Source organism: Pseudomonas sp. MWU13-2517 (genome assembly GCF_023242545.1).
In the GTDB taxonomy this organism is placed as follows: domain Bacteria; phylum Pseudomonadota; class Gammaproteobacteria; order Pseudomonadales; family Pseudomonadaceae; genus Aquipseudomonas.
The window spans coordinates 472,554-498,625 of the sequence record NZ_JALMFA010000002.1; the positions used below are offsets into that span (position 1 = coordinate 472,554).

The window sequence follows — 26,072 nt, forward strand, 5'->3', positions numbered from 1 at the left end:
ATCCGACGTTTCCCGCTCAGATGCCGGTAGCCATTGGTCGTGGCCGCCTGATAAGCTCGCGACTTTAATTCGATTGCCCTTTTGGCGCATGAACAAGGAAATAGCATGAAACAGCATCGGTTGGCGGCGGCGGTGGCCCTGGTTAGCCTGGTACTTGCGGGTTGTGATTCGCAAACCAGCGTAGAGCTGAAAACCCCGGCGCAGAAAGCTTCCTACGGTATCGGCCTGAACATGGGCAAAAGCCTTGCTCAAGAAGGCATGGATGACCTGGACTCCAAAGCGGTAGCCCAAGGTATCGAAGATGCCGTCGGCAAGAAAGAACAGAAGCTGAAAGACGACGAACTGGTCGAAGCGTTTGCCGCACTGCAAAAGCGTGCTGAAGAACGCATGACTAAAATGAGCGAAGAGTCGGCAGCCGCCGGCAAGAAATTCCTCGAAGAAAACGCCAAGAAAGAAGGCGTTGTCACCACTGCTTCCGGTCTGCAGTACAAGATCGTGAAGAAGGCCGACGGCGCTCAGCCTAAGCCGACCGACGTAGTGACTGTTCACTACACCGGCAAGCTCACCAATGGCACCACCTTCGACAGCTCCGTGGAACGCGGCAGCCCGATTGACCTGCCGGTCAGCGGCGTGATCCCGGGTTGGGTCGAAGGCCTGCAATTGATGCACGTGGGTGAGAAGGTCGAGCTGTACATCCCGTCGGACCTGGCCTACGGCGCACAGAGCCCGAGCCCGGCGATTCCAGCCAACTCCGTGCTGGTATTCGACTTGGAGCTGCTGGGCATCAAGGACCCAGCCAAGGCTGAAGCCCCTGACGCACCTGCTGCACCAGCCGCCAAGAAGTAATCGGCGCCTGAACATACAACGCCCCGCTTTGACGGGGCGTTGTTGTATCTGCATATTGCTGAAACGCGAACCCTCACGCCTGCCGTTAATCTGATCGAACGCCTGTTGTGCAGCGCAGTCTGATGAAAGACTCGAGCGTGGCCAGCCGCACATCAGCGTCAAGTCAATGAAATCTTGGGTTTTTTTAGGTGCGCAAAAAACGCCCGATCTAACTGAAAGCCTTGTAAACAGCGGGTTTCAGCCATGAAAAAAGGCTCTGTTCACAAGGTTATCCACAATTTGTGTGGATAACCTTTTCTGTCATCTGGAACTGGAGTGACGAATGAAACCACCCTTCAATTTCACCCGTTTCCTGCCCATGGCCGCGCGCCTGCTCGGTCGTGGTCGCTTGCCCACGTTGCTGTTTGCCGTGGCTGCCAAGGGCTCAAGCCAGGGCAATCGCCTCGGCAAGCTCAAGGATGATTTCAAGCTGCTCCAGGCCCTCTGCCTGGCCTACTGGCGTGGCGAATACCGCGCGATCAGCCCGAAGGCACTCGTATCCGTGGTGGCGGGGCTGATGTACTTCCTGAGCCCGATTGACGCGATCCCGGATTTTATCCCGGTATTCGGCATGCTGGATGACATCGCCGTGCTGGCATGGATCATGAAGACCCTGGATGGCGAACTCAGCGCTTTTCGTGCCTGGCGCGACGCCCAGCGCCCGGAAAAGCTGGCGGTGGTTGAGCGCCTGCCGGCGACGCCTTCGCTGCTGGCCCAGGAGAACCCGCAAAAAAACTGACGGCGTTTATATCCCCCTGCGACTTTGTGGCTGTTAGGATTACACTTCTAAGGAAAGAACTTACTTAGTAAGTGTTGTTATCCTACGGGGCAGTCATGGATATTCAGATCATTTCACGCGATGGCGAACCCGAATACGCGGTGTTGCCATGGGACCAGTACCAGGCGCTGCTTAAAGCTGCCGGCCAGCAACAACCCGCTCCGACTCTGTCTTCTGCCGCCCAGGTGTCTCCCGATCACGCGTTGCGCGCGCTCGCCGAGCTGCGTGGCTTGCGTGAGGGCAAGGGCTTGGCCATCGAAGCCCTGGCCCGCACGGTGGGTATCAGCCCTTCGTACCTTGGATTGATTGAAAGTGGTGAGCGCCAGCCGGATGCTGCTATCCGCCGCAGCCTGGCCTGGGAATTGGGCGTTGCAGGTTGGAGGGATGAATCTTGAGCCTACGTATCAGCCGTCAACACTGGGATGGATTACTCAACGAGCTGGACCAGGCGCGCCGCCAGCGCCACCTGCTGACTTACCGCGCGCTGTTGGAGCGCCTGCAGTTTCCTACACCCGCCATGCAAACCTTGGCTGCCGCACTCGAACACCTGGCGGCGTTGGATGCCAAGGCCGAGCAGCCACTGCGCAGCTCCCTGGTGATCAGCCAGGGGGCCAGCCGCTTGCCACGCACCGGTTTCTTTGAGTGTGTGGAGCGCCTGGGACGGTTCAGTGGCCCCTCCGACGGCGTGGCCGCAGCCTCCTGGCACGCCTCGGAGGTAGTGCGGGTGTTCGAATACGAATACCCGGAATCCGCCGAAGCTTAAAGCGCCTGGGGCAGCATATCCGCGCTGTCGATCACATGGATGCTGTAGCCGGCCACATTCTTGGCATGGTGTTTGGCCTGGGAGGCCAGTTCCGCCAACTGGCTGGCATCCAGTTGCCCACAGGCCTGCGGATACAGGTGCACCACGCCGATGGACAACGACAGCAACGCAAACTCCTGCCTTATGCCCTGGCGGTTCAGCGCCACGAAGCAGCCGGCCTCGAGGTGTTCGGCGCGATAGAAGCGTCGGCACTGGGTGTGGAAATCATCCAGCAACTGGTTGAGCCGCTTGCGCCAATCCTGCGGACCGAGCACCAGCAAAAAATCATCACCGCCAATATGTCCGACGAAGTCCCGGCTGGGGTCGATCCGGTCGTTCAGGCACTGCGCCAGGCACAGCAGCACCTCATCCCCGCGTCCGTAGCCGTAGATATCATTGAACGGCTTGAAGCTGTCGATATCCACGTAGCAAATCACGGACTCACGCTGTTGCTGCAACAACCGCGTCAGGCACTGCTGGATTGGCACGTTGCCCGGTAGCAGGGTCAGCGGGTTGGCGTAGCGTGCTTGTTGGATTTTCAGCTCGGTGATGAGCTTGAGCACATCAATCACCCGGCCCAGGCCCAAGTAATCTCCATTGAGCGTAATGATGAAATCTTCTTCGATGCGTTGGCGTGCGCGGCTGGTCAACAAGCGGCTGACTTGCTGAAGCGATTGGCTCAACTCCACAGCCAGGAAGTCATCGCTCATCAAGCGACTGATGGGCTTTCGCGCGAACAGGTCGGTAGCGAAGGGCTTGAGCAACGCATCGGAAAGCGAGTGTCGATGCACAATGCCGACCGGGTGGCCGCGCCGGTCCAGCACGGCCAGCGAGTTCAAGTTGGCCTGGCGGCGAAAGGACTCCAGCACCTGGGCAGTGGCCGTGTCCTGATCCACGGCCGGTTGTTCATTGAGCAGGGCGCTGAGGTCGCTGCCTTCTTCGCTGAGAACGGTATTGGCGCTGTCGTGCTTGGGTAGCATCACGCGCGCTTCCTGCGGCGGTTGTTCCTGCGGCCGGCAGAGCAGATAGCCTTGAACCAGGTCGACGCCCATCTCCGTCAACACCGCCAGCTCTTCAGGCAGTTCAATACCCTCGGCGATGACCTGGGCATGGGACGCCTTGGCGATTTGCAGGATGGAGCCGACGAACTCGCGCTTGAGTGCGTCCTGGTGAATGCCGTCGATAAAGTGCCGGTCGATCTTCACGTAGTCCGGGCGCAGTTCCGACCACAGGCGCAGGCTGGAATACCCGGCGCCCAAGTCATCCAGGGCAATGGCAAAGCCCATGTGGCGGTAATGGTGCAGGGCGGTTTGCAGAAGGGCGAAGTCGTTGGTGGGGGTCTGCTCGGTCAGTTCGATGACGACCTGGCTGGGTGGAATGCCGAAGTCGCGCAGCAATTGCAGGGTACGTCCCGGCTGGTGCGCAGTTTCCATCAAGGATTCCGGCGAGATATTCAGGAACAGCTTGCCCGGCAGCTTCTGCTCGCTGAAGCGTCGACATGCGCTTTCGCGGCAAGCCATTTCCAGTTCACTGAGGCGCCCCGCTTGGCTGGCCACCGAGAACAGGGCGACGGGGGAGTGCAATGGGCTGTTGGATGGCCCTCGGCTGAGGGCTTCATAACCGAGGATGCGCCGTTCGGACAGGCAGATGATAGGTTGGAACAAGCTGTGCAGACTGCCATGAGCGAGAATAGAGCCCAATGCATTCAGCTGTTCGGTCATGGTCATGGCGATCTCGATCGAAAAAAAAGGACCGCAGGCTGAGCCTGCGGTCCTTCATTTCACGACAGAATGATGTCTATATGATGACACTCTGGGGAGTGCTCATATTAAATCGCTATCATTTACTGCTTGGCCACCTGCTTGCTGAGCTTGAGGTAGTCCAGCAGGATCCTGCCGGTTTCGGCCAGATAAGCGTCGTCTTCCGGTTTGGTTTTTTCCGCTTCGGCCGGCAGTGCATCTTCATCTTCTTTCTTCAGTTCCTTGAGCGGGTCTTCGCCCTTGGCCTTGCGGCGGGCGTTTTCCAGTGCAAGTTGCTGATTCTCGATGTCGGTGTGCTGCGCACGGCGATCCGCTTCGTTGAGGCTGACGGTTTTTTCTTCCATCAGCTTTTTGGCCAGAGCCAGCTTGTCGCGAATGAACACGAACTCGGCATCCTTGGCGGAACGAGCATCATGGTCAGCCTTCAACTGCGCCAGGTATGGTTTGAACGGGTCCGACGCCGGCTTGATGGCAGGGCGGATGGTGTCCCACGGCATGGCTTCGGGCAGGGCGCTCTCGCCGATTTCCTTGGTGTCGATAATCGACGGGAAATCGATATCCGGCAGCACGCCCTGATGCTGGGTGCTTTGCCCGGAAACCCGGTAGAACTTGGCCAGCGTCAGCTTGAGCTCGCCATGGTTCAGCGGCTGGATGGTCTGCACGGTGCCTTTACCGAAGGTCTGGCCGCCAATGATCATCGCGCGGTGGTAGTCCTGCATGGCGCCAGCGAAAATCTCCGAAGCCGACGCCGAAAGACGGTTGACCAACAACGCCATCGGTCCTTTGTAGAAGGCACCCGGGTTCTCGTCTTCCAGTACGTCGACACGGCCATCGGCGTTGCGTACCAACACGGTCGGGCCTTTGTCGATAAACAGGCTGGTCAGCTCGGTCGCTTCCTGCAGAGAACCGCCGCCGTTGTTGCGCAGGTCGATGACCACGCCGTCGACTTTATCTTTCTGCAGTTCCGTCAGGATTTTCTTAACGTCGCGGGTGGTGCTCTTGTAGTCCGGATCGCCAGCTCGAAAGGCTTTGAAGTCCAGGTAGAAGGCCGGGATTTCAATCACACCCAGCTTGTAATCCTTGCCATCCTGCTTGAGCTTGAGGATTTTCTTCTGTACGGCCTGGTCTTCGAGCTTCACCGCTTCTCGGGTGATCGACACAATCTTGCTGGTCTGATCGTTCGGTGCATTGGTGTGCGGAATTACTTCCAGGCGCACCACGCTGCCTTTCGGCCCACGGATCAGTTTCACCACTTCGTCCAGGCGCCAGCCGACCACGTCGACCATCTCCTTGTCGGCCTGGGCCACGCCGATGATCTTGTCGGCCGGAGCGACCTGCTTGGTCTTGTCCGCCGGGCCTGCCGGCACCAGACGCACGATCTTGACCTGGTCATTGTCGCTTTGCAGGACGGCACCGATGCCTTCCAGCGACAGACTCATGTTGATATCAAAGTTTTCTGCGTTATCCGGCGACAGATAATTGGTGTGCGGGTCGTAGGACATCGCAAAGGTATTGATATAGGCCTGGAAGATATCTTCGGCACGGGTCTGATCCAGACGTGCCAGCTGATTCTTGTAGCGCTTGGTCAACAGCTCTTGGATGGCCTTTGGATCTTTCCCGGCGATCTTCAAGCGCAGCACTTCATCCTTGACGCGTTTGCGCCACAGGTCGTCGAGAGCGGCGGTGCTGGTCAGCCAAGGCGCGTCCTTGCGGTCCACCAGAAGGGTTTCCTTCTGGGTGAAGTCGAGCTTGTCGATGCCTTTGTTCAGCTCTGACAAGGCGAAGTCCAGACGCGCTTTGACGCGGTCCAGGTAACGCTTGTAGATGGTAAAGCCGGGCTGCAGGTCGCCGCTCTTGAGGAAGTCGTCGAACTGCGTCTTCCACTTGTCGAACTCAGCGATATCGCTGGCCAGGAAGTAGCTGCGCGATGGATCCAGCAGCTTGAGGTAGCTGTCGTAGATGATCACCGAGCGAGCGTCATCCAACGGCGGCTTGCTGTAGTGATGGCGCTTGAGCAACTCGACGACGTTAAGGCTGGCAATCACCTCATCGCGATCAGGCTGAAGATTGTCCCAGCTGTTGGCTGCGAACGTATTGGTCGACATCGACGCGAAGCCGAGACCAATGAAAAAAGCGAGGGCGGTGCTGGGGAACAAATGCTTCATGCTGATTCGACGCGGGGGCAATTGATAACGCATATTAGGCCGTCTTTGAAGTCGCCGGTTCCATATGGGCCGGTCGCATAATGCAAAAAGCCCGGCGCTACTGCTACGGGCTCAGTCCGGACTCACTATGGAGGCACTGTGAAAGCATTGCAAGGCGTTGGAGGTCATGTGGCGTGGTTATAGGGGCCCGGTCCTACCCGTAACGTAGGCCAAGTTCGCATTTGTACGACTCAATAGCGACGTTTTCGAGCGTTTGTCCCGGGTTGATGAAAATCAGGCCCCAATTGGAATGCGCTCACAGGTGATGGTTTTTTAATCCAGAAAACCCGCCATCAGATCCAATGATGGATCGGCCAGCCTGCCTGTTCGGCATGGGCCCGCAGCACCGGCTCGGGATTGACCGCCTGCGGGAACTCGACCTTGCTCAACAACGGCAGATCATTGCGCGAATCCGAGTAGAAGTACGCGCCCTCCAATGTTTCGCCTGTCTGTTCCAGCCAGGCCAGCAAGCGTGTGATCTTGCCTTCGCGATAGGTCAGCACACCCACGGTCTGGCCGCTGTACACGCCATGGCTGATGTCCAGATCGATCCCCAGCACTTCATCGATACCGATGCGGGCCGCAATCGGCCTCACCAGATGTGTGCCCGATGCCGAAATCACCAGAATCCGGTCGCCTTGCGCGCGGTGGCGGGCGATGGTCTTGGTGGCATCGCTGTAGATCAGCGGTTCGATCACGTCTTCGACCCACGGCTCCACCAGATGCTCGATTTCTTCCGGCGTGCGGCCGATCATCGGCTCCAGGCTGAATTTCATGAAATCTTCCATCAACAGCTTGCCCTGGCTATAGGCGTCCATCAGTTCGTTGTTCTTGCGCATGAAGGGCTCAGGGTCGACCCAGCCCAGGCGGCCCATCTGTTCGCTCCATAGGGTGGCGCAGTCGCCGTGGATCAAGGTGTCGTCCAGATCAAAAATTACCAATGCCATCCGTTACACTCTCTCAGGTAAATCGTTGCATCAGGCTACTTCACACAACGCACTGGGGTCGATGGAAAGTGCCAGGCGTTGCCCGTCCGGGTGCAGATCGTCGGCCGAGCGGTTGAGTACGTCCACAACCAGCTCCACGCCACGCGCTTCAATGCGATAGCGAATCACGTTGCCCAACAGGCTGTGGCTGCGCACCATGGCGTCCAGCTCGCCGCTGCGGCTCAGTTCGATGGCTTCGGGGCGAATCGCGATGCGCCCTTTGATCGGGCGTTGCAGCAGTTGGCTGGCCTTGTCGGCGTCGAGCAGGTTGTAGTTGCCGATAAAGCCGGCGGCGAATACGTCAACCGGTGCGGTGTAGAGGGTTTCGGCGTCGCCACTTTGCACGATCTTGCCCTGGTTCATCAGAAAGATGCGGTCCGACATGGTCAGTGCCTCTTCCTGGTCATGGGTCACGAAGATCGTGGTCAGGCCCAGTTCGCGCTGGATCTGACGGATCTGCTCGCGCAGGTGCTTGCGAATCCGTGCATCCAGTGCCGACAGTGGTTCGTCCAGCAGCAGCAGGCGCGGGCGGGTCACCAGGGAGCGAGCCAGGGCCACACGCTGGCATTGCCCGCCGGACATCTGGTGCGGGTAGCGGCCGGCGAGGTCCTTGAGTTCCACCAGTTGCAGCACTTCCTGCACACGCTTGTGGCTGTCATCGGCGTTGACCTTTTGCATGCGCAGGCCGAAGGCGACGTTCTGTTCCACGGTCATGTTGGGAAACAGCGCATAGCTTTGGAACACCATGCCGATGTTTCGCTTCTGCGGGCTCAGCGGGACGATGTCCTGTCCGTCCAGCAGGATTTTCCCACTGTCCACTGAGGTCAGCCCGGCGATGCAGCGCAGCAAGGTCGATTTGCCGCAACCGGACGGGCCGAGCAGGGTGACGAACTCGCCCTTGGCGATCTCGCAGTTGATGTCACTGAACACCGGAGTGCCGGCGTAGCCTTTTTGCAGATGTTGGACGCTGACGAAGCTCATTGGCTTTTGTCCTTGTTCAAGATATTGGCGGCCCAGGTCAGCACCAGCACAAAGAAGAAATAGGAAATGACGACGGCGCTGGTGAAGTGACCGCTGCTGTTGCGCATGTTGTTCAGGTACACCTGCAGGGTCTCGTAGCGTGTGCCCACCAGGATATTGGCGAACACGAACTCACCGAACAGGAATGAGAACGACAGCAGCAACGCCACCATCAGGCCTTTGCGCAGGTTCGGCAGCACCACCAGGATTGCCGCCTGCCAGGTGCTGGCGCCGAGCAGTTGGGAGGCGTCCATCAGGTCACGCAGGTTGATGGCTTGCAGGTTGTTGGTGATCGCCCGATACATGAAAGGCAGCGCCACGGTGAAGTAGCAACCGATCAGGATCCACGGCGTGCCCACCATCGCCATCGGTCCCGAGCCGTAGAGTTGCAGCAAACCCACCGAGGACACCACCGGTGGCACCGCGAAGGGCAGCAGGATCAGGATGTTCATCAATGCGTCGAGCTTGGGGAAGTGATAATGCACCACGAACAGCAGCGGTAGAATCAGCACCACCGACAGGATCAGCGCGCCCACGCACACCAACAACGACTGGCCGAAGGCCGCCAGGAAACGCGGGTCGCTCCACAGTTGCACATACCATTTCACGGTAAACCCGGCGGGCAGGATCGTCGCCGACCAACTGCTGGCGATGGAGTAGACAAAGGTGCCCACCAGCGGCAGCACCAGAATCGCAAACAGCAGGTACACCACGACCCGATGGTAGAGGGAGGCCGGGCCGGCTTCAGCGCGAGACATGGTAGCTCCTCTTGAGCAGCAGTTGATGGACCACGGTGACTACCGTCATCAGCGCCACCAGCACCACGGCCAGGGCGCTGGCCATGTTGGGGTCCAGGGAGATGTCGCCGGAAACCATCGCTGCGATACGAATCGGCAGCACGTTGAAGTTGCCGGTGGTCAGTGCGTACACCGTGGCATAGGCGCCGAGGGCGTTGGCCAGCAGGATCACGAAGGTGCCCAGCAGCGCCGGGGTGAGCACCGGCAGGCCGATGTGCCGCCAGAACTGCCAGCCGCTGGCGCCGAGCAGCGAGGCCGATTCGCGCCAGTCTTCACGTAATGCATCGAAGGCCGGGTAGAGCAGCAGCACGCCCAGCGGAATCTGGAAGTAGGTATAGAGAATGATCAGGCCGGTCTTGGAGTACAGGTTGAAGTCCTGAATGATCCCGGCCTGCTTGAGCATGATCGTGATGCTGCCGTTGAAACCCAGCAGGATGATGAACGCGAAGGCCAGGGGCACGCCGGCAAAGTTGCTCGTCATGTTGGCGAACGCCGTCACGAAGTTGCGCAGGGGCGAGTCCACGCGGCGCAACGAATAGCTGCCAAGCACCGAAATGATGATCCCGAACACGCTGGAGTAGAAGCTGATCTCCAGGCTGTACTGGATGGCCTGCAGGTAGAACTTCGAACTGAAGATTTTGCTGAAGTTGGCCAGGCCCCAGCCGAACTCCTCCGACTGCAGGCTATTGATCATTACCCACACCAGCGGTGCGATTTCAAACACGATGAAGAACAGTGCAAACGGCATCAGGCACAGGATCGCCAGCCATTTGCCGCGGGTCAGGGCGTTCACTTCAGCAGCTCCCGGCATACAGGTTTGTCGTGGGGCACGCCGAGCAGTTCGCAGACGGTGCCGCACAGTTCGGTTTGCCTCGGGCGCGCAGTGGGGCTGAAATTGAAGGCCGAACCCAGTACGAACAGCGGCACTTCCCGTTCTTCCGGCAGCAGGCCGTTGTGGGAGCGATCGTTGTTCATGCCGTGGTCGGCAGTCACCAGTACCTGGTAGCCGGCGTCGAGCCAGCCTTGCAGGTAATCGGCGAGGATAATGTCGGCCGTGCGTGCGCTGTTGCGGTACTGCGCGGTGTCGAGGCCGTGTTTGTGGCCAGCGTCATCAATGTTCATCGGGTGCACCACCAGGAAATTCGGTGTGTGCTTGCAGCGCAGGCTTTCCGCGTCGGCAAACAGGTGGGAATCGGGGTAGTGGTCATTCCAGTAGAAATGCCCATGCTGGATCGCCAGCGCCTTGTCGTCGGTATGACGATCACGGGAGGCGACGAAGGGCGTGCGGTTATACAACTCGCTGACCCAATGGTAAGCCGCCGCCGCTGTGGTGAGCCCGGCGTCAGTGGCGTAATGGAAAATGCTGCGTTGATTGGACAGGCGTGAAACGTTGTTGTGCACGATGCCGCTGTCGACCGGTGGTACGCCGGTGAGGATGCATTCATACAGGGGCCGCGAGAGCGACGGTAATTCACATTCCAGTTTGTAGAGCGCTGCGCGTCCTGCGCCGATGTAGGCCTGGAGGTGCCCCATGGCATGTCGGGCAACCTCGTAGTTCAGGCCATCAAGCACCACAAGGATGACGTTGTGCTTCATAGGGACTGGAGCTCCGATGGGCTTGGATGGGTATGCCTGTAAAACGGGATAAACGTGCGGGAGGGGGATTGCTCCCGATAGCGGAGGATCAGCCAGTGTGGGTGTTCAATGACACACCGCTATCGGGAGCCAGCCCCCTTCCACGCAAGCCCCTCCCACATTGGATCTCCGGTGGACATCCAATGTGGGCTGAAGCCTTACTGCATATTGATGATGACTTCTTCCTGCCACTTCTGCGGCAGTGCCTTGGAAGTCTTCTCCCACGCATCGGCGTCTTTGATCGGCGTGACTTTTTTGTACTGCTCGTTCGGCAGCAACTTGGCCTGAACCTCGGCGGGCAGGGTCAGGTGCTCGGCACGGATCGGACGTGCGTTGCCGCGCGCCAGGTTGGTCTGGCCGGCATCGCTGAAGATGTATTCGCGAGTCAGCTTGGCGGCGTTCGGGTGCTTGGCGTATTTGTTGATGATGGTGGTGTAGCCGGAAATCACCGAGCCGTCCGATGGGATCAATACGGTGTAATCATCCGGGTTGGCCATCTTGGCTTTGTAGCTCAAGCCGTTGAAGTCCCAGACCACGCCGACTTCCACTTCACCTTTTTCCATGGTGGCGATGGTCGGGTTGGCCAGCGACAGGCGACCCTGCTTGGCGATCTCAGCGAACATCAGCAGCGCAGGCTGGATGTTCTTTTCGTCGCCACCGTTGGCCAGGGCAGCAGCCAATACGCCGTTGGCGGCCTGTGCGGCGGTGCTGACGTCACCGATGGAGACCTTGTATTTACCGGTCTTCAGGTCAGCCCAGCTTTTGGGAGCTTCGGAGCCGTGCAGCAGCTTCTTGTTGACGATGAAGGCGATGGTACCGGTGTAGGCCAGTGCCCAGTTGCCGTCTTTGTCTTTCGCCCAATCCGGGACTTGGTCCCAGGTGGTGGGTTTGTAAGGTTGGGTCACACCCTGTTTCACCGCAATCGGGCCGAAGGCGGCGCCGACGTCACCGATATCGGCGCTGGCATTGTCTTTTTCGGCGGCGAACTTGGCGATTTCCTGGGCCGAGCTCATGTCTGTGTCGATGTGCTTGAGGCCGTAGGTCTTGGCCAGGTCATCCCAGGTGCCTTTCCAGTTGGCCCAGTCATCGGGCATGCCGACGCTGTTGACGGCGCCTTCCGCTTTCGCGGCGGCTTCCAAGGTTTTCAAGTCGGTATCAGCTGCCATGGCGGCGGTGCACATGGCAATGGTCGAGCCTAACAGTGATGCCAGGAAAAGCTGTTTCATCCGAAGCTCCTTTGGGCGTTTTCAACGCTGCGTTTTTTATCGACGTTTGCGGTGGTGTTGGTCTAGGTCAGCAATACCTGAGCCAATCTAGGCGTACTGGATGACAGTTTCATGTCGATGTCGTTTTTACATCGTGGATGTCGCTCACTTCAGACTCAGCGTAGACCATGCTCAAGTGCCCGCTGGCCTTGGACTTGGCCGATGTATTGCAGGGTATGGACCAGGGGTGGGCGCGGGCTGTCATCTGCCGGTCATCTGCAGTGCCTACGCTGACAGGCAACAGTGGAAGCCCAAATACAGCACGGTTTGTGCACCTGAACGGTGCTGGTCTAGTCCAGATAGGTAACGTTGATGCGTGATGAGGCAATCAAGGCGGTGACATCCATCGGCCTGGCGCTGCAAGAGCAGATCGACCATGGCTTGTTGGCGCCCGCGAGTAAATTGCCCGCCGAGCGCAAGCTCAGCGAGTTGTTTGGTACCACCCGCATTACCGTGCGGGAAGCCTTGTTACAGCTGGAAGCCCAGGGGCAGATCTATCGTGAGGAGCGACGCGGCTGGTTTGTCTCGCCGCCGAGGCTGGCCTACAACCTGATGCAGCGCAGCCACTTTCACGCGATGGTTGGCGACCAGGGGCGGGTGGCGTCGACCGAAGTGATTTCTGCTCGCTTGCAACCGGCCTCGGCAGCCGTGTGTGCGTGGTTGCAGTTGCCGGCGCTGTCCAGCGTGATCCAGATCTGCCGGGGTAGACGCATTGATGGGCGTTTGGTGCTGTATGTGGAGCATTACCTGAACCCGCAGTACTTCCCTGGGATTCTGGCGTGTGACCTGAACCAGTCAATGACCGAGCTGTACGCGCGCAAATACGATCTGCATTACGGCCGCGTACGCTTCGAGATCGTACCCACCTCGTTGCCGGTGGAAGCCGCCGCCGCGTTGCGCGTATCGGTGGGCAGCCCGGGCCTGCGGATTGCCCGGGTCAACTATGACCAGCATCAGCGGTTGATCGACTGCGACCTGGAGTTCTGGCGGCACGATGCGATTCATGTGGGGGTGGATGTCATGGGGTCAGCGTCTTGATCACCTGATCCACGTTGGTTTCCAACTCCGCCACCGGGTCTGTGCCATCAACGTTCAATACCAGCAACTGCGCACCCCCTGCCATCACTGCTGCTTTCACTGCGTCACTGGGCTGGCGGTGATGCAGCACGACAGCCACATCGCCGTCCTTCAAGCGGGCACTTAATTGCTGCAAGGCTTCGGGTGTCCACTCTGTATCAGGCCGCGCGTCGGTGCCGAGTACTTCCAGGTTCAGGCTGCTGACCAGATATCCGAAGTGATCGCTCAGGCTGAACACGCTCAAGTTGTCCGCCTTGGCCAATCTTGCCTCGCTGTCGGCGGTGAGCTTGAGCAGGCGCTGCTTGAGGGCGGCGAGGTTGGCGTCGATTTTCGGCTTGGCGGCAGGTGCCAGACGGCTCAGGTCGGCGGCCATCACATCAGCCATGCGCCCCATGTTGTTGCTCGACTGCCACGGCTGGCTGTTCAGGCCATCGGTGGCGCCAGGCTGTACGGCGATACCTGGCAAACCACCGTCCACCGGACGTGCGGCGTCGATTTCGACGATGCGGATGTTGCTGCGTCGCGCCACGGGATAGAGCGGATCATCTGCCCACAGTGAGCGCAGGCCGATGGCGGCGTCGGCGTCCTGGGCCAGGGCGTTCAAAGCCTGTGCGCCGCGGCCGGTGAAATACGACACTTGCCGCGAGCCGGGCAGGTTGGCCGGCGCGGCGCGCTCGAGCTGCACATCGGAGCCTTTGAGCAGCACGTCGGCCAAACCGTAGGTAATCGGCAGTGAGGCCAGGACCTTGACCGGCTTCTGGGCCTGGGTCTGGGCGACTTGGCCGAGGCCCTGGTTGACTTTGACGTGCCTGGGCTCGACGCCATCGACGGCTGCCGATACCGAGGTGCTGATCAAACACGCGATGGCCAAGGCCAGTGGACGAAAGACTGGGTGCATTATCCAAGATTCCCTTTGAGGCTGGGCACAGTGCCGCGCGCGATGGCGGCAAAGGCAAAGGCGATGCCGGCCGTCAAAATGATCGCGGCACCGGATGGGATGGGCAGGTCGAAGATGATCGGCAACAGGATGCCGCACAGCGTGCTCACCGTGGCGATCGCCACTGAGACCCAGAAGAACCCTTTGAGCGACTGGCTCAGCAGGCGTGCCGCTGCGGCCGGAATCACCAACAGCGCACCCACCAGAATCGCGCCGATGACCTTGACCGCCGCCACGGTGATCAGTGTCACCAGGATCACGAACAGGTAATCCAGGGTCTTCACCGCCACCCCGCGTACCGCTGCCAGCTGAGGGTTGAAGCTGGCCAGCATGATGCGGTTGTACAGCGGCAACGCCAGGGCCATGACCAGTGCGCCGACCACTGCCAGCACCAGCAAATCATTGCCATTGACGGTCAGCACTGAACCGAACAATACGTTTTCCAGAATGTGCACGTTGATCTTGCCCGCCAGGATCAGCAGCAAGCTCGCCCCCAACGCCAGCGACACCGAGAGGAACACCCCGATCAGGGTATCCGGCGCCAGGCCGGTGCGGTTGCGCAGGTAGTTGAGCAGGATGCCGAACAACAGGCAGTAGCCGAACAGCGCACCGTAGGGCCCGGTGTAGGGCTCGCCCAACAGGATGCCCACGGCCACACCCGTCAGGGCGGCGTGGCCGACGGCTTCGGAGAAAAATGCAAAGCGTTTGACCACCACCAGCGTGCCCAGGCCGCCCAACACCGGGCCTATCAACAAACCGGCAAGCAAGGCGTTGACCACGAAACCGTAGGCCAGCGCTTCCGGCAGATACCCGGAAGAGGCCCAGCCCTGGACCATCAAGCGAAAAGCTTCATAACTCATTGCGCCGCGCTCCGAGGGTGAGTGGAGAACAGGGTCAGCAGGCGATCCGGGGTCAGCGCTTCTTTGGGCGAGGCGTCGAACAGCACACGCCGGTTCAGGCCAGTGACGCGGTCGGCCAGGCGGCCCACGGCTTCAAGGTCATGTTCGATCCACAACACCGTGATACCGGCCAGGCGCCAGTCATTGAGCAGGCGTTCGAATACCTGGATACCCGCTTCATCAAGCGCCGACATCGGTTCATCCAGCACCAGCAATTGCGGCGCCGGGATCAGCCCTTGGGCCAGCAGCACACGTTGGCGCTCACCGCCGGAGAGTGCGCCCATGCGCCGTTTGCGTTTGTCCTGCATGCCCACCCGTTGCAGAGCTTCGCCTATCGCGCCGGCATAATGCCGGGACAGGCCGAGAAACGCCGGACGCCGCTGACACATGGCGGCCATGAAGTCATCGACGGTCATCGGCAAGCCCCGGTCGAACTCCAGGGCTTGGGGCACATAGCCGATGGTGCCGGGCGTGGTCGGCCAGTGCAGGCGCAATTGGCCCTGGTGCGGGGTTTGCCCCAGCAGGGTCTTGATCAGTGAACTCTTGCCACCGCCGTTCGGGCCGACCAACGCATGAATACTGCCTGGCTGCACCTGGAAGCTCACATCGTCAAGAATCGTCGTGCGGCCCAGGGTCAACGACACCTTGTCGAAATCGAGGGTCGGGCCGATGCTGGCCACCTTCAATTGCTCCGCCGCCGTCATGCCCCGGACTCCTGGATCGCCCGCACCACGGTGTTGAGGTTGCCGGTCATCTCCACTTCGTACTTTTCAGGTGTGTATTCACCGTAGGAAATGTGCGACAGCGGGTACAGCTTCACCCCGGATTCCCTCTGGATGGTCTCGACGTAGGTGGACGGGAAATCCATCTCCGAGAAGATCACCTTCACATCCAGGGCGCGCAGTTCGTCGATGGTTTTTTTCAACTGGCTGGGGCTGGGCTCGATGCCGTGCGCCGGTTCGACCACGGCGGTGACTTCCAAACCGAATTCGCGCAACAGGTAGTCGTAGGCCGCATGCACCGTAGCCACGCGCAGGTCCGGGTTGGGCGCGCTGGTCAGCTTGGCCAGCGCGTCGGCACGCATCTGGCGCAGGCGTTTGCCGTAGGCACGCGCGTTCTGGGTGTAGGTCTTGGCGTTGTCCGGGTCGAGCTTGCCCAGCTCGCGAGCGATGTTGTTGACCTGGGCAATCGACGCGCTGATCGACAGGAAAGTGTGCGGGTTGACCACCTTGCCGGCGCCACGTGCCGCGTTACCGGTGGCGGCCAGCAACGGTACGTTGGCGTTGGCTTCGATCACCGGGATGTCGGGTCGCTCGCTGGTGGCGATCATGCGATCGGCGAAATCGTCATGGCCGACGCCGTTGAGTACGATCACGTCCAGGGTGCCGATTCGCTTGATGTCTTCGGCGCGCGGCTCGTAGGCGTGGGGGTTGAAACCGGCCGGGATCAACGGCACTACGTCGGCCTTGTCGCCGACGATATTGGCCACGTAGCTGTAATAAGGGTGCAGGGTGATGCCGACGCGCAGACGTTTGGCTGCCTCGGCGTTGGCCAATGGAGCAAGCATCAGGCTCAACAGGCCAACCAGCAACAGGCGTAACAGGGGCGATGAAATAGACATGGGTAATCGGTCTTCTCGTTCAGTGACGGTGCTGGCGGGTCACGCCGGCATCGAATTGCGTAACTACCTGCCGCCAACCGGCGGCAATCAGGGCCGGGTCGGTCAGGTCGGTAGGGGCGGCAAGATTGGCTTGACGGTTGATCCACACATCCGGCTCGGCGCCGTGCACACGCATCAACAATGAACCGCTGGTGCCGGGCACCTGGCTCAAGCCCAGATAGGCTGCCGGCTCAAGCAATTGCCAGCGATGGCCGCCGCGGCTGACTGAGCTGGCGTCCTGGGCAAATGGCGCAAAACCTTCTTCGGCCAGGTGTTCGGGCGTCGGCAGGGCGTTCTGCTCTTGCTGCAGCAGTTGGATTTCATCGAGGGTCACCCGCAGGTCGGCGTAGATGCCTTGTTCGGCGGCGCTCAGGTCGCGACGGGCATCCAACTGGTGGCTGGGCACCGCGGCAATCTCCTGGGGTTCGCCATGCAGGGACACCACCGTGCCGGCCACTGCGAGGATGATCAGGCACAGCAGCAACACGTAGAGGGTTTCGTGGCCGGCCCCGGCGGGGCGTACAACCTGTGTGGTACTCATTGTGGCTGGATGTCCGCTTGGTCGATTTCCACGACGTGACCGGGGCCGGCGTCAAACAGCACGTAGAACTCGGCGGAGGGCTTCTTGAAAGTCAGGGTCGAGTCCTGGCCAAGCTTGCCGGGCAGCAGGATGGTTTCGTCGTAGCCGATCACGTCCAGGGTCACGCCCGGGGCGCCGCTGCCGTCAGAAAAACCACCCGTGCACTGGATCTGCTCGCCGGGGATTTCCTTGCATTCGCACATCGGGTTGTGGGCCAGGGCCACGTTACTGAAACCGGCGCAGAGCACCAGCACTGCGTGGGATAGACGCTTCAAAATCATGGTTTGACTCCTTGCTTGTTCAGCCAGGCAATGGTGGCAGGCGAGGCCTGGCTCAGCGGGATGGAACCCTGGTGCATGCTGCCGTCCCAGCCTTCCATGGTGATCCACAGTTCGGCGTCGGGCGGCGTGCGTTCCGGCACCGGCAACAGCGCGCCCATGCGGTAGGGCGTGCCGAAGAAGATCACCCCGGCGGCGCGCAGGCTGCGCGGTTTGCCGATGCGCAGGTAGGTGGCCTTGACCTGCTCGATGCACGTGGCGCACAGGGCGGCGTTGAACTGTTTCATCGGGCCGGCCGGGTCCGGTCGCGGGCCTTCGTTGCGAAATTCGGCGAGGGTCAGGCTCCAGGGGCCGACCTGCACGTCTGCGGCCACTCGCTCGCCGATACCGGCGTCTCCGCGAAACAGGGCCGCTTCGGAAAAGTAGCGGGGCATGAACCCCAGCGGCACGAGGATCAGCAGAATGTTGATATGGAAGCGCCATTTCAGCCAAAGGGCCCGCAGTGGCGAAGGCGGTGCGGCTGGGACGGTCTTGCTCATCAGTTGCCCTCCGTGGTTTCAACCTGCAACGCTTGAATGAGCGCCGATCGCCGCGGGGCCTTGGCCTCGCGCCTGAGGGCATTGAGGGTGGCCAGGGCCGTGCGTTTGGTCCAGATCAGCAGGCCGCTCAACACCATCATGCTCAGCACCAGGCCGAAGAGCGCCCAGATCAGTTTGATCCACAGGCCGCCGAAGTCGCCGGTATGCAGCGGGCGCATGGACTCGGTGACGAACTCCAGCGCGGTGCGGTCGGACAATTGGTGCGAGACGCCGATTTCACCGTTATAGGGATTCAACTGTGCGGTCTGGAACATCAAGGGGTACCAGCCGCGCCCGCCGATCTGCAGGTGGCTGTAGGCATTGCTGGGCAGGAACACAAAGGTGGCGTCCAGCCCCGGGATACGCTCGCCGGCAATCCTGATTGCGTCGTCCAGAGTGATCATGGGCGCCGGCACGCCGGGGGCCGACAGCGGCACTTTCTCGCGAGCAATCACTGGCACGATAGGTTCGCTGGAGATGGAAATCTGGTTGTCAGCCAGGATCGCCTGGATCAGGAACCAGGTGCCGGTGATGGAAATGACCGCAATGAACCAGATCGACCAGATCCCGCTCAGGCGGTGGAAGTCGCCCCAGAAGATCCGCGCGCCGTGGCGGATGCGCAGGGTCGGTTTGAAAAAGCCCTTCCAGAAACGCTTGTACACCACCAGCCCGGTGACCAGTGATGCCAGCAGCGGCAGGCCGAGCAGCGAAACCAGGTACCAGCCCCAGCTGTAGCCGTTGGTGAACGGCACCAGCCACCAGCCATGCAGGGCGCGGGTGAATTGCTTGAAATCGAATGACGGACTGAGGCCCTGGATTGCCCCGGAATACGGGTTGACGTAGGCCTCCACCGAGCGCCCGTCGGGGTAGGTGAGGCCGACGCTCAGGGCGAAGTGCGATTCATCCGGGCGGATGATCGACTGCACGATAACCTGGGGTTCGGCCTGTTTGATCGCGGCGATCACCTGGTCGAAGTTCAGCAGTTGGGCGTCATCCGACGGTTTGCTCGCGCGGATATCCGGGTTGGCCAGCCATACGATCTCCTGGCTGACCACCGCCAGGGTGCCGGTGACGCAGACGATCAGCACAAAGAACCAGATGGGCAATGCCAGCCAGCTGTGTATGAGAAACCAGAGTTTTGAGCGTGACTTCTTCGACATGTGAATGCGGGTCTTGAACGGAGGGGCAAAGGAGGCCCGGAAAAGGCCGGTCGTAGCTTTTGCTGACGCGACGGGCTGTATCTAAATTAAGACGAATGAGAATGGGAAATCCCTAAGCGGGAAATGAAAGAAAATGTTTCTGGTTCGAGTTTCCTGCGTATTCAAGCCTGGATTGAACACGAAACATGTTCCCAGCCATCACCCGGTTGCCATTGATGGGGCCGGGGCGCTGCGTAGGATGGGCGTATACCGTTGAGTGAGCCTTGAGAAAAATGACTGCCAGAACCCTCTACGACAAACACATCGACGCCCATACGGTGTGTGCCCTGGATGATCAGGGCCATGTCCTGCTGTATATCGACCGTCAAGTGATCAACGAATACACCAGCCCCCAGGCGTTCAGCGGTCTGCGCGAGGTCGGGCGCACCGTGTGGCGCCCAGGCACGGCGCTGGCGGTGGTCGACCACGTCAACCCCACCACGCCCAAGCGCATTGCGGCGATGCCGGATGCGGGCGGTGCGCGCCAAGTGTCTTACCTGGCGCAAAATTGCCGGGACTTCGGCATCGAGTTGCTGGACATTCTCGATAAACGCCAGGGCATCGAACACGTTATCGCGCCGGAGCAGGGCTTTATCCTGCCGGGCATGGTGATTGCCGCCGGTGACAGCCATACCACCACCTACGGTGCGCTGGGCGCGTTCGGCTTTGGTATCGGCACCTCTGAAATCGAGCACCTGCTGGCCTCGCAGACGCTGGTCTACAAACGCCTGAAAAGCATGCGGGTGACCGTCGACGGTACGTTGGGCGCGGGCCTGACGTCCAAGGATGTGATCATGGCGTTGATCGGCAAGATCGGCGCCTCCGGCGCCAGCGGTTACGCCATTGAGTTTTGCGGTTCCACCCTCGATGCATTAAGCGTCGAAGCGCGCATGACTATCTGCAACATGGCCGTGGAGGCGGGCGCGCGCGGCGCATTCATGGCGCCGGACGAAAAAGTCTTCGCCTACCTCAAAGACAAACCCCGCGCACCCAAGGGCGAATTGTGGGAACAGGCCCTGGTGAGCTGGCGCCAGCTGTATTCGGACGCCGACGCCGTGTTCGATCAGGAAGTGCAGTTGGATGCCGGCACGCTGGAACCCATGGTCACCTGGGGCACCAGCCCCGACCAGGCCGCGCCCATCGGCGCCCGCGTGCCCGACCCGCAAGACATCAGCGACCCGATCTTGCGCCAGGACATGCGCCGAGCCCTCAGCTACATGGGCCTGCAGGCCGGCATGCCGTTGAGCGATATCGTGATCAGCCATGCGTTTATCGGCTCCTGCACCAACGCCCGTATTGAAGATCTGCGCGACGCGGCCCGAGTGGTGCGTGGCAAACACGTGGCCGAGCACGTGCGGGCGATGATCGTGCCGGGCTCCACTGAAGTACGCGACCAGGCCGAAGCCGAAGGGCTGGCGGCGATCTTTATCGCGGCAGGTTTCGAATGGCGTCAGTCGGGCTGCTCGATGTGCCTGGCCATGAACGACGACGTGCTGGCCCCCGGCGACCGCTGCGCCTCCAGCACCAACCGCAATTTCGAAGGCCGCCAGGGGGCCGGTGCACGCACCCACCTGATGAGCCCGGCGATGGTCGCCGCCGCCGCCGTCACCGGCCGCCTCACCGATATACGTCACTTTGGAGACCGTCTATGAGCCTGCAACCGTTCACCCTGATCACCGGCAAGGCAGCGCCCATGCTGGCGGCAAATATCGACACCGACGTGATCATGCCCAAGCAGTTTCTCAAGGGCATCGACCGCAGTGGCCTGGACCGAGGGCTGTTTTTCGATTTGCGCTTTCTGGCGTCCGGCGAACCCAACCCTGAGTTTGTGCTCAACCAACCGGCCTGGCAGGGCGCACGCTTCATGGTCGTGGGGCCGAATTTCGGCTGCGGCTCCAGCCGTGAGCACGCCGTGTGGGGCCTGAAGCAGATGGGCATTCGTGCGCTCATCGGCAGCAGCTTTGCCGGGATTTTCTATGACAACTGCCAGCGCAACGGGGTATTGCTGATTACCCTGGAAGCCGCGGTGTTACAGAAACTCGGGCAAATCGTCAGCCATCCCGATCAGGCGCAGATCAGCGTCAACCTTGAAACTCAAGAGATTGGCTTGGCCGACGGCCAGGTGATCCCGTTCCAGATCGACAGCCTGCGCAAGACGGCGTTGTTGCTGGGGCTGGATGCAATCGGCAGTACATTGCAGCGCAGTGATGAGATCAAGGCTTTCGAACGCCGACACCTCGCGGCCAACCCCTGGCTCAACTGAGCTGCCACATTGTTTGGTGGGGGCACACGGCGTATTTAGATCGAAAGATCCTTGAAGTGCTCCTCTAAAAACTCTACACACGCCCTCAACTTCCCGGAGTAAGCCAACCGTGTCGGGTACACCGCCCACACGTTGGCGCTCTGGGTGTAGCCGTGCAGCACCTGCACCAGCTTGCCTTGTTCCAGCAACGGTTTTACATCCCACATCGAGCGCAGCAGCACCCCGCGCCCATCCAATGCCCACTGCAACACGATTTCGCCACTGTTGGAGGACAACGGCCCGCGTACGCGCACGCTTTCATGGCTGCCGTCGCGCTCCAGGCTCCAGATACCGAACGGGTTGTCGCGCTCCTTGAGGACCAGGCAGTCGTGTTGCTCCAGGTCACTCAAGTGTTGCGGCGTGCCTCGGCGTTCCAGGTAGGCGGGCGCGGCGCAGAGTACGCGGCGATTGCTCACCAGGCGCCGGCCGATGTGTTGGCCGGGAATGTCATCGCCGACACGAATCTCCAAGTCGAAACCTTCGCTGACGATATCCACCACGCGGTCGAATACGTCCAGGCGGACTTCCAGGTCCGGGTACTGCTCGGCCAGCAACGACAGGGCGGGGGCCACATGGTTGCGGCCAAAGCCGAAGCTGCTGCACAGATGCAGATGGCCGCGGGGGCTGCCGTGGGCGTCGGACAGCTCATCGGACAATTGCTGGAAATCTTCGAGGATGCGCACGGCCCAGCGCTGTACCCGCTCGCCGTCTTCGGTCAGGGCGATGCGGCGGCTGGTGCGGTGCAGCAGGCGGGTGGCCAGGGTGGTTTCGAGGATCTGGATGCGTTTGCTGACATACGCCGGCGACAGCCCAAGCTCATCGGCGGCAGCGGCGAAGCCGGCCTTGCGGATGACGGTCAGGAACACCCGCAGGTCTTCGGGTAGGGGCACGGTATCTTTCTTATGAGTCATCAAAAAGCAGACCTGGCGGCATGAGCCGCCAGAATAGCACCGCTTACTCGGCGGCGATTTTCGCCCGTGCTGCAGCTCGGGCATGGCGGCCATGCTTGAGTGCAATCGGCGCCATCTTGTCGCGATCCAGCTCACCTTCCCAGGCAGCCACCACCAGGGCGGCGACTGCGTTGCCGATGATATTGGTCAGCGAACGGCATTCGGCCATGAAGCGGTCGACACCGAGAATCAGCACCATCGCCGCCACTGGCACGGTCGGCACCACCGCCAGGCTTGCCGCCAGCGCCACAAAGCCCGCGCCGACCACCGCGCCGGCGCCCTTGGACGTCAGCATGGCGACCGCGAGCAGGGTCAGTTGTTGTTCCAGCGGCAGGTGGATGTTGGTGGCCTGCGCCAGGAACAGCACCGCCAAGGTCATATAGATGTTGGTGCCGTCCAGGTTGAAGGTGTAGCCGGTCGGCACCACGATACCCACCACGCCCTTGGACGCGCCCAGGCTTTCGAGCTTCTGGATCAATTGCGGCAGCGCCGATTCCGAAGAACTGGTACCGAGCACGATCAACAACTCCGACTTGATATAGCCCAGCAGCTTGAAAATGCTGAACCCGGCGTAGCGGGCAATGCTGCCCAGCACCAGGGTGACAAAGAAAAACGCGGTGACATAGAAAGTGCCCACCAGCTTGAGCAGCGGCAGCAGCGAACCCACGCCGTATTTGCCGATGGTGAAGGCAATGGCGCCGAAGGCACCGATGGGCGCCACGCGGCTGATGATGCCCACGATGCGGAAAAATACTTCGCTGGCCTGATTGATCACGCCGACCAGTGGCCGTCCCTTTTCGCCGACCATCACCAGGCCAATGCCGAACAGCACGGAGACGAACAGCACGGGCAGGATTTCCCCCTTGGAGAATGCGTCGAAGAACGTCGTGGGGACCACGTTCAGCAGAAACCCGGTGATGCCTTCGCCATGTTCGGCCTGGCCGACAAACCCTGCGATAGCCGAGCTGTCGAGGGTCTTTACGTCAATGTTGAAGCCCACGCCCGGGTGCAGCAGGTGTGCGGCCAGGACACCGATCAGCAGGGCGATGGTGGAGACGATCTCGAAGTACAGCAACGCCTTGCCACCGACCCGGCCCACCTGTTTCACATCGTGCATGCTGGTGATGCCGCTGACCACGGTGCAGAAGATGATCGGGCCGATGATCATTTTGATCAGCTTGATAAACCCGTCGCCCAACGGCTTGAGGTCGATACCGATCTGGGGCCATACATGGCCGATCAACACGCCCAGCGCGATGGCGATGAGCACCTGCACATACAGGGTTCCCAGCAGTTTTCTGATTGTCATTGTTATTATCTCGCGGTCTTTTTTGGGCAAGCAGACCCCGTCGCAGGCGTTGGCGCGCCTGCGCGGGGGGTGGTGGATCAGGGCTTCAGCGAAGGAAGGTCAGGACTTCGCCCAGCAATAATTCAGGCGCTTCTTCGGCGATGTAATGGCCGGCCGGCAGAGCCTTGCCGCGTACATCGGTAGCGACTTTGCGCCATTCCTTGAGCGGCTCGAAACAACGTCCGACAGTGCCTTCGGCGCCCCACATCACCAGCAATGGCAGGTTCAGGTGGTTGCCGGCGTCGATGTCGGCCTGGTCATGCTCAAGGTCGATACCGGCGGCGGCGCGGTAGTCTTCGCAAATGCCGGTGGCGCTGCCGGGCAGCTTCAGGCAGCGCAGGTATTCAGCGAAGGCTTCATCGGTGAATGGCTTGAGCCCGGCGCTGCGGCTGCCCATCACGCTGCGCAGGTACAGCTCGGGATTGCTCTCGATCAGCGCTTCCGGCAGTGGCGCCGGGCGGATCAGGAAGAACCAGTGCCAGTAGGCACGGGCGAAGGCTTCATCGGTTTGTGCGTACATCGACAAGGTCGGTGCGATGTCCAGCAGCACCATGCGTTGCACTGCCTGGGGATGGTCCAGCGCCAGGCGATGGGCGACACGGGCGCCACGATCATGGGCCAGTACCGAGAAGGTGTCGAAGCCCAACGCCTGCATCAGCTCAACGCCGTCTCTGGCCATTTCCCGTTTTGAATAGTGGGTGTGCCCTTCGTTGGCGGGCGGCTTGCTGCTGTCGCCATAACCGCGCAGGTCGGCGGCCACCACGGTGAAATGCGCGGCCAGCTGTTCGGCGACTTTGTGCCAGATCACATGGGTTTGCGGGTGCCCGTGCAGCAGGAGCAGGCCGGGACCGCTACCGCCTTTGCGGTAACTGATGTTGACGCCGTTGACGTGGCGCTGGTCTTTTTGGAATCCGGCGAACATGGAATGACTCCTTGTGATGATTGCCTGCATCCTGGAATCACACCGCGCCCGGGGCAAGGAGGAAAACGTGGAGGGGGTGTTCATGAAGTGTGATTCAGGAGCGAGCAAGCTCGCTCCTGCGGGCTCAGCTTTGCTTGAACAGCTCTTCGGCGCGTTGGTGGATTTGCGCTTCGGTGAGGTCTTCTTTGTGCGTGGCCAGAAACCAGATATGACCGAACGGGTCTTTCAGCGTGCCGCTGCGGTCGCCATAAAACTGGTCCTTGGGTTCGGAGACCGCAATACCACCGGCGGCGATGGCTTGTTTGTACTGCGCATCGACATCGTTCACATATAAATGCAGGCCGACGCTGGTGTAGCCGTCACGCGGGCTACCGAAGGGACTTTCATCGCACGGCGAGCCGAGCATAATCGGCGAGTCGCCAATGCGTAGTTCAGCATGACCAACCCTGCCATCGGGCATATCCAGGCGCATGACTTGAGTGGCGTTGAATGCTTTCTTGTAGAACTCAATGGCTTCGACGGCTTTTTCGACGCCCAGGTAGGGGGTGAGGGTATGAAAACCCTCAGGAATAGGTTTAACGCTCATCTCGTTCTCCTCAGGTGGTGGTTCAGGGAGGTACGGCTGTTTCACTATAGGCCACGCCAACCGTGGCCTGCGGTCAACCGACGAGATGTCGGCCAGGCAATGGTGAACGGTCGATTGGCGTGGATTGCCGACCTCCACGCTCCGCGTCCACTCTCTAAGGCTCAGGGCGTGGGCTCCAGCAATTGAGCGCCCGGGCCGCACTCACCGAGCTTGTCGTCCTGATTGCGCAGCGGGCACGCCTGCAGCGACAAACACCCGCAGCCAATACAGCCGCTGAGTTTGTCCCGCAGCAGCATCAGCTTGTTGATGCGCTCATCCAGGTCCTCCCGCCACAACGCCGACAAACGTTCCCAATCCTCGGCGGTGGGCGTACGCCCGTTGGGTAAGGTTTGCAGCGCTTCGCCAATCGTCGCCAGCGGAATGCCCAGGCGTTGGGCGATCTTGATTACCACGACACGCCGCAACACATCCCTTGGGTAACGCCGTTGATTGCCGGCATTGCGATTGCTCGTGATCAGCCCCTTGGTCTCGTAGAAGTGCAAGGCCGTGACGGCCACGCCGCTGCGGGCAGCCAACTGGCCGACGGTGAGTTCTTTGTTGAGCATGACAATCTCCGAATTCGCG

The 26,072-nt window shown here is 60.6% G+C and carries 28 protein-coding genes; 7 read left to right on the forward strand and 21 right to left on the reverse strand.

Annotated features, from left to right (window positions below):
- Positions 1-105: 105 nt before the first annotated feature.
- The 4 genes from M5B97_RS04830 (at position 106) to M5B97_RS04845 (ending at position 2,426) form a co-directional block, all read left to right on the forward strand.
- Positions 106-846 carry an FKBP-type peptidyl-prolyl cis-trans isomerase gene (locus M5B97_RS04830; protein ID WP_123714351.1) on the forward strand — a complete coding sequence of 247 codons (741 nt, stop codon included), beginning with the start codon at positions 106-108 and terminating at the stop codon, positions 844-846.
- A gap of 322 nt (positions 847-1,168) precedes the next feature.
- A complete protein-coding gene (locus tag M5B97_RS04835; RefSeq protein ID WP_123714352.1) occupies positions 1,169-1,624 on the forward strand; it encodes a YkvA family protein in 456 nt (151 codons plus the stop codon).
- Positions 1,625-1,719: 95 nt separating this feature from the next.
- A complete protein-coding gene (locus M5B97_RS04840; RefSeq protein WP_248730886.1) occupies positions 1,720-2,058 on the forward strand; it encodes a helix-turn-helix transcriptional regulator in 339 nt (112 codons plus the stop codon).
- The gene (locus M5B97_RS04845; RefSeq protein ID WP_005786715.1) at positions 2,055-2,426 is read left to right on the forward strand and encodes a hypothetical protein; all 372 of its coding nucleotides are present in this window, start codon (positions 2,055-2,057) and stop codon (positions 2,424-2,426) included. The genes M5B97_RS04840 and M5B97_RS04845 overlap by 4 nt, the downstream gene beginning before the upstream one ends.
- Here M5B97_RS04845 and M5B97_RS04850 read toward each other — a convergent pair.
- The 8 genes from M5B97_RS04850 to M5B97_RS04885 all read right to left on the reverse strand — a co-directional run bounded on the left by M5B97_RS04850 (position 2,423) and on the right by M5B97_RS04885 (position 12,093).
- Complete coding sequence (locus M5B97_RS04850; protein ID WP_248730887.1) at positions 2,423-4,192, reverse strand: bifunctional diguanylate cyclase/phosphodiesterase; 1,770 nt, start codon at positions 4,190-4,192, stop codon at positions 2,423-2,425. The genes M5B97_RS04845 and M5B97_RS04850 overlap by 4 nt on opposite strands.
- A 116-nt stretch (positions 4,193-4,308) precedes the next feature.
- The gene (locus M5B97_RS04855; protein ID WP_248730888.1) at positions 4,309-6,390 is read right to left on the reverse strand and encodes a carboxy terminal-processing peptidase; all 2,082 of its coding nucleotides are present in this window, start codon (positions 6,388-6,390) and stop codon (positions 4,309-4,311) included.
- A gap of 332 nt (positions 6,391-6,722) precedes the next feature.
- Positions 6,723-7,376 carry an HAD family hydrolase gene (locus tag M5B97_RS04860; RefSeq protein WP_248730889.1) on the reverse strand — a complete coding sequence of 218 codons (654 nt, stop codon included), beginning with the start codon at positions 7,374-7,376 and terminating at the stop codon, positions 6,723-6,725.
- Between the two features lie 30 nt (positions 7,377-7,406).
- The gene (locus tag M5B97_RS04865; RefSeq protein WP_123714357.1) at positions 7,407-8,396 is read right to left on the reverse strand and encodes an ABC transporter ATP-binding protein; all 990 of its coding nucleotides are present in this window, start codon (positions 8,394-8,396) and stop codon (positions 7,407-7,409) included.
- Complete coding sequence (locus M5B97_RS04870; protein WP_123714358.1) at positions 8,393-9,193, reverse strand: ABC transporter permease; 801 nt, start codon at positions 9,191-9,193, stop codon at positions 8,393-8,395. Before M5B97_RS04870 ends, M5B97_RS04865 begins: the two co-directional genes overlap by 4 nt.
- Positions 9,180-9,980, reverse strand: a complete 801-nt coding sequence (locus tag M5B97_RS04875) for an ABC transporter permease subunit (RefSeq protein ID WP_248730918.1) — start codon at positions 9,978-9,980, stop codon at positions 9,180-9,182. Before M5B97_RS04875 ends, M5B97_RS04870 begins: the two co-directional genes overlap by 14 nt.
- Positions 9,981-10,021: 41 nt before the next feature.
- Entirely contained in the window at positions 10,022-10,828 is an 807-nt protein-coding gene (locus tag M5B97_RS04880; RefSeq protein WP_248730890.1) for an alkaline phosphatase family protein, read from the reverse strand.
- Between the two features lie 197 nt (positions 10,829-11,025).
- A complete protein-coding gene (locus tag M5B97_RS04885; protein WP_123714361.1) occupies positions 11,026-12,093 on the reverse strand; it encodes an ABC transporter substrate-binding protein in 1,068 nt (355 codons plus the stop codon).
- A gap of 351 nt (positions 12,094-12,444) precedes the next feature.
- Between M5B97_RS04885 and M5B97_RS04890 the strand changes: the two genes are divergently transcribed.
- Entirely contained in the window at positions 12,445-13,170 is a 726-nt protein-coding gene (locus M5B97_RS04890) for a UTRA domain-containing protein (RefSeq protein ID WP_123714362.1), read from the forward strand.
- Here M5B97_RS04890 and M5B97_RS04895 read toward each other — a convergent pair.
- From M5B97_RS04895 to M5B97_RS04930, 8 genes are read right to left on the reverse strand one after another with little or no spacing between them, the layout of a single operon-like run.
- Positions 13,151-14,107 (reverse strand): zinc ABC transporter substrate-binding protein, encoded by a 957-nt coding sequence (locus M5B97_RS04895; RefSeq protein ID WP_248730891.1) that lies wholly within the window; start codon positions 14,105-14,107, stop codon positions 13,151-13,153. The genes M5B97_RS04890 and M5B97_RS04895 overlap by 20 nt on opposite strands.
- Positions 14,107-15,006, reverse strand: a complete 900-nt coding sequence (locus tag M5B97_RS04900) for a metal ABC transporter permease (RefSeq protein ID WP_090365864.1) — start codon at positions 15,004-15,006, stop codon at positions 14,107-14,109. Before M5B97_RS04900 ends, M5B97_RS04895 begins: the two co-directional genes overlap by 1 nt.
- Entirely contained in the window at positions 15,003-15,749 is a 747-nt protein-coding gene (locus M5B97_RS04905; RefSeq protein ID WP_248730892.1) for a metal ABC transporter ATP-binding protein, read from the reverse strand. The genes M5B97_RS04900 and M5B97_RS04905 overlap by 4 nt, the downstream gene beginning before the upstream one ends.
- Entirely contained in the window at positions 15,746-16,666 is a 921-nt protein-coding gene (locus M5B97_RS04910; protein ID WP_123714366.1) for a metal ABC transporter substrate-binding protein, read from the reverse strand. Before M5B97_RS04910 ends, M5B97_RS04905 begins: the two co-directional genes overlap by 4 nt.
- A 19-nt stretch (positions 16,667-16,685) precedes the next feature.
- Positions 16,686-17,246: a DUF6162 family protein gene (locus M5B97_RS04915; protein WP_248730893.1), complete on the reverse strand. Its 561-nt coding sequence runs from the start codon at positions 17,244-17,246 to the stop codon at positions 16,686-16,688.
- Positions 17,243-17,566 (reverse strand): hypothetical protein, encoded by a 324-nt coding sequence (locus M5B97_RS04920; RefSeq protein WP_248730894.1) that lies wholly within the window; start codon positions 17,564-17,566, stop codon positions 17,243-17,245. Before M5B97_RS04920 ends, M5B97_RS04915 begins: the two co-directional genes overlap by 4 nt.
- A complete protein-coding gene (locus M5B97_RS04925) occupies positions 17,563-18,102 on the reverse strand; it encodes a thiamine pyrophosphate-binding protein (protein WP_248730895.1) in 540 nt (179 codons plus the stop codon). Before M5B97_RS04925 ends, M5B97_RS04920 begins: the two co-directional genes overlap by 4 nt.
- Positions 18,102-19,301 (reverse strand): PepSY domain-containing protein, encoded by a 1,200-nt coding sequence (locus M5B97_RS04930; protein WP_248730896.1) that lies wholly within the window; start codon positions 19,299-19,301, stop codon positions 18,102-18,104. Before M5B97_RS04930 ends, M5B97_RS04925 begins: the two co-directional genes overlap by 1 nt.
- Before the next feature lie 272 nt (positions 19,302-19,573).
- Here M5B97_RS04930 and leuC point away from each other — a divergent pair, with 272 nt between their 5' ends.
- Both leuC and leuD read left to right on the forward strand, forming a co-directional pair.
- A complete protein-coding gene (leuC, locus tag M5B97_RS04935) occupies positions 19,574-20,992 on the forward strand; it encodes a 3-isopropylmalate dehydratase large subunit (RefSeq protein WP_248730897.1) in 1,419 nt (472 codons plus the stop codon).
- Entirely contained in the window at positions 20,989-21,603 is a 615-nt protein-coding gene (gene leuD, locus M5B97_RS04940; protein ID WP_123714372.1) for a 3-isopropylmalate dehydratase small subunit, read from the forward strand. The genes leuC and leuD overlap by 4 nt, the downstream gene beginning before the upstream one ends.
- A 35-nt stretch (positions 21,604-21,638) precedes the next feature.
- Here the strand turns inward: leuD and M5B97_RS04945 are convergent, their stop codons facing one another.
- The 5 genes from M5B97_RS04945 to soxR form a co-directional block, all read right to left on the reverse strand.
- The gene (locus tag M5B97_RS04945; protein WP_123714373.1) at positions 21,639-22,553 is read right to left on the reverse strand and encodes a LysR substrate-binding domain-containing protein; all 915 of its coding nucleotides are present in this window, start codon (positions 22,551-22,553) and stop codon (positions 21,639-21,641) included.
- 43 nt (positions 22,554-22,596) lie between these two features.
- Entirely contained in the window at positions 22,597-23,901 is a 1,305-nt protein-coding gene (locus M5B97_RS04950; RefSeq protein ID WP_248730898.1) for a dicarboxylate/amino acid:cation symporter, read from the reverse strand.
- Positions 23,902-23,986: 85 nt separating this feature from the next.
- Positions 23,987-24,862 (reverse strand): alpha/beta hydrolase, encoded by an 876-nt coding sequence (locus M5B97_RS04955; RefSeq protein ID WP_248730899.1) that lies wholly within the window; start codon positions 24,860-24,862, stop codon positions 23,987-23,989.
- Positions 24,863-24,986: 124 nt separating this feature from the next.
- Positions 24,987-25,448: a VOC family protein gene (locus M5B97_RS04960; RefSeq protein WP_248730900.1), complete on the reverse strand. Its 462-nt coding sequence runs from the start codon at positions 25,446-25,448 to the stop codon at positions 24,987-24,989.
- A gap of 161 nt (positions 25,449-25,609) precedes the next feature.
- Positions 25,610-26,053 (reverse strand): redox-sensitive transcriptional activator SoxR, encoded by a 444-nt coding sequence (gene soxR / locus M5B97_RS04965; RefSeq protein WP_134660007.1) that lies wholly within the window; start codon positions 26,051-26,053, stop codon positions 25,610-25,612.
- Positions 26,054-26,072: the final 19 nt, after the last annotated feature.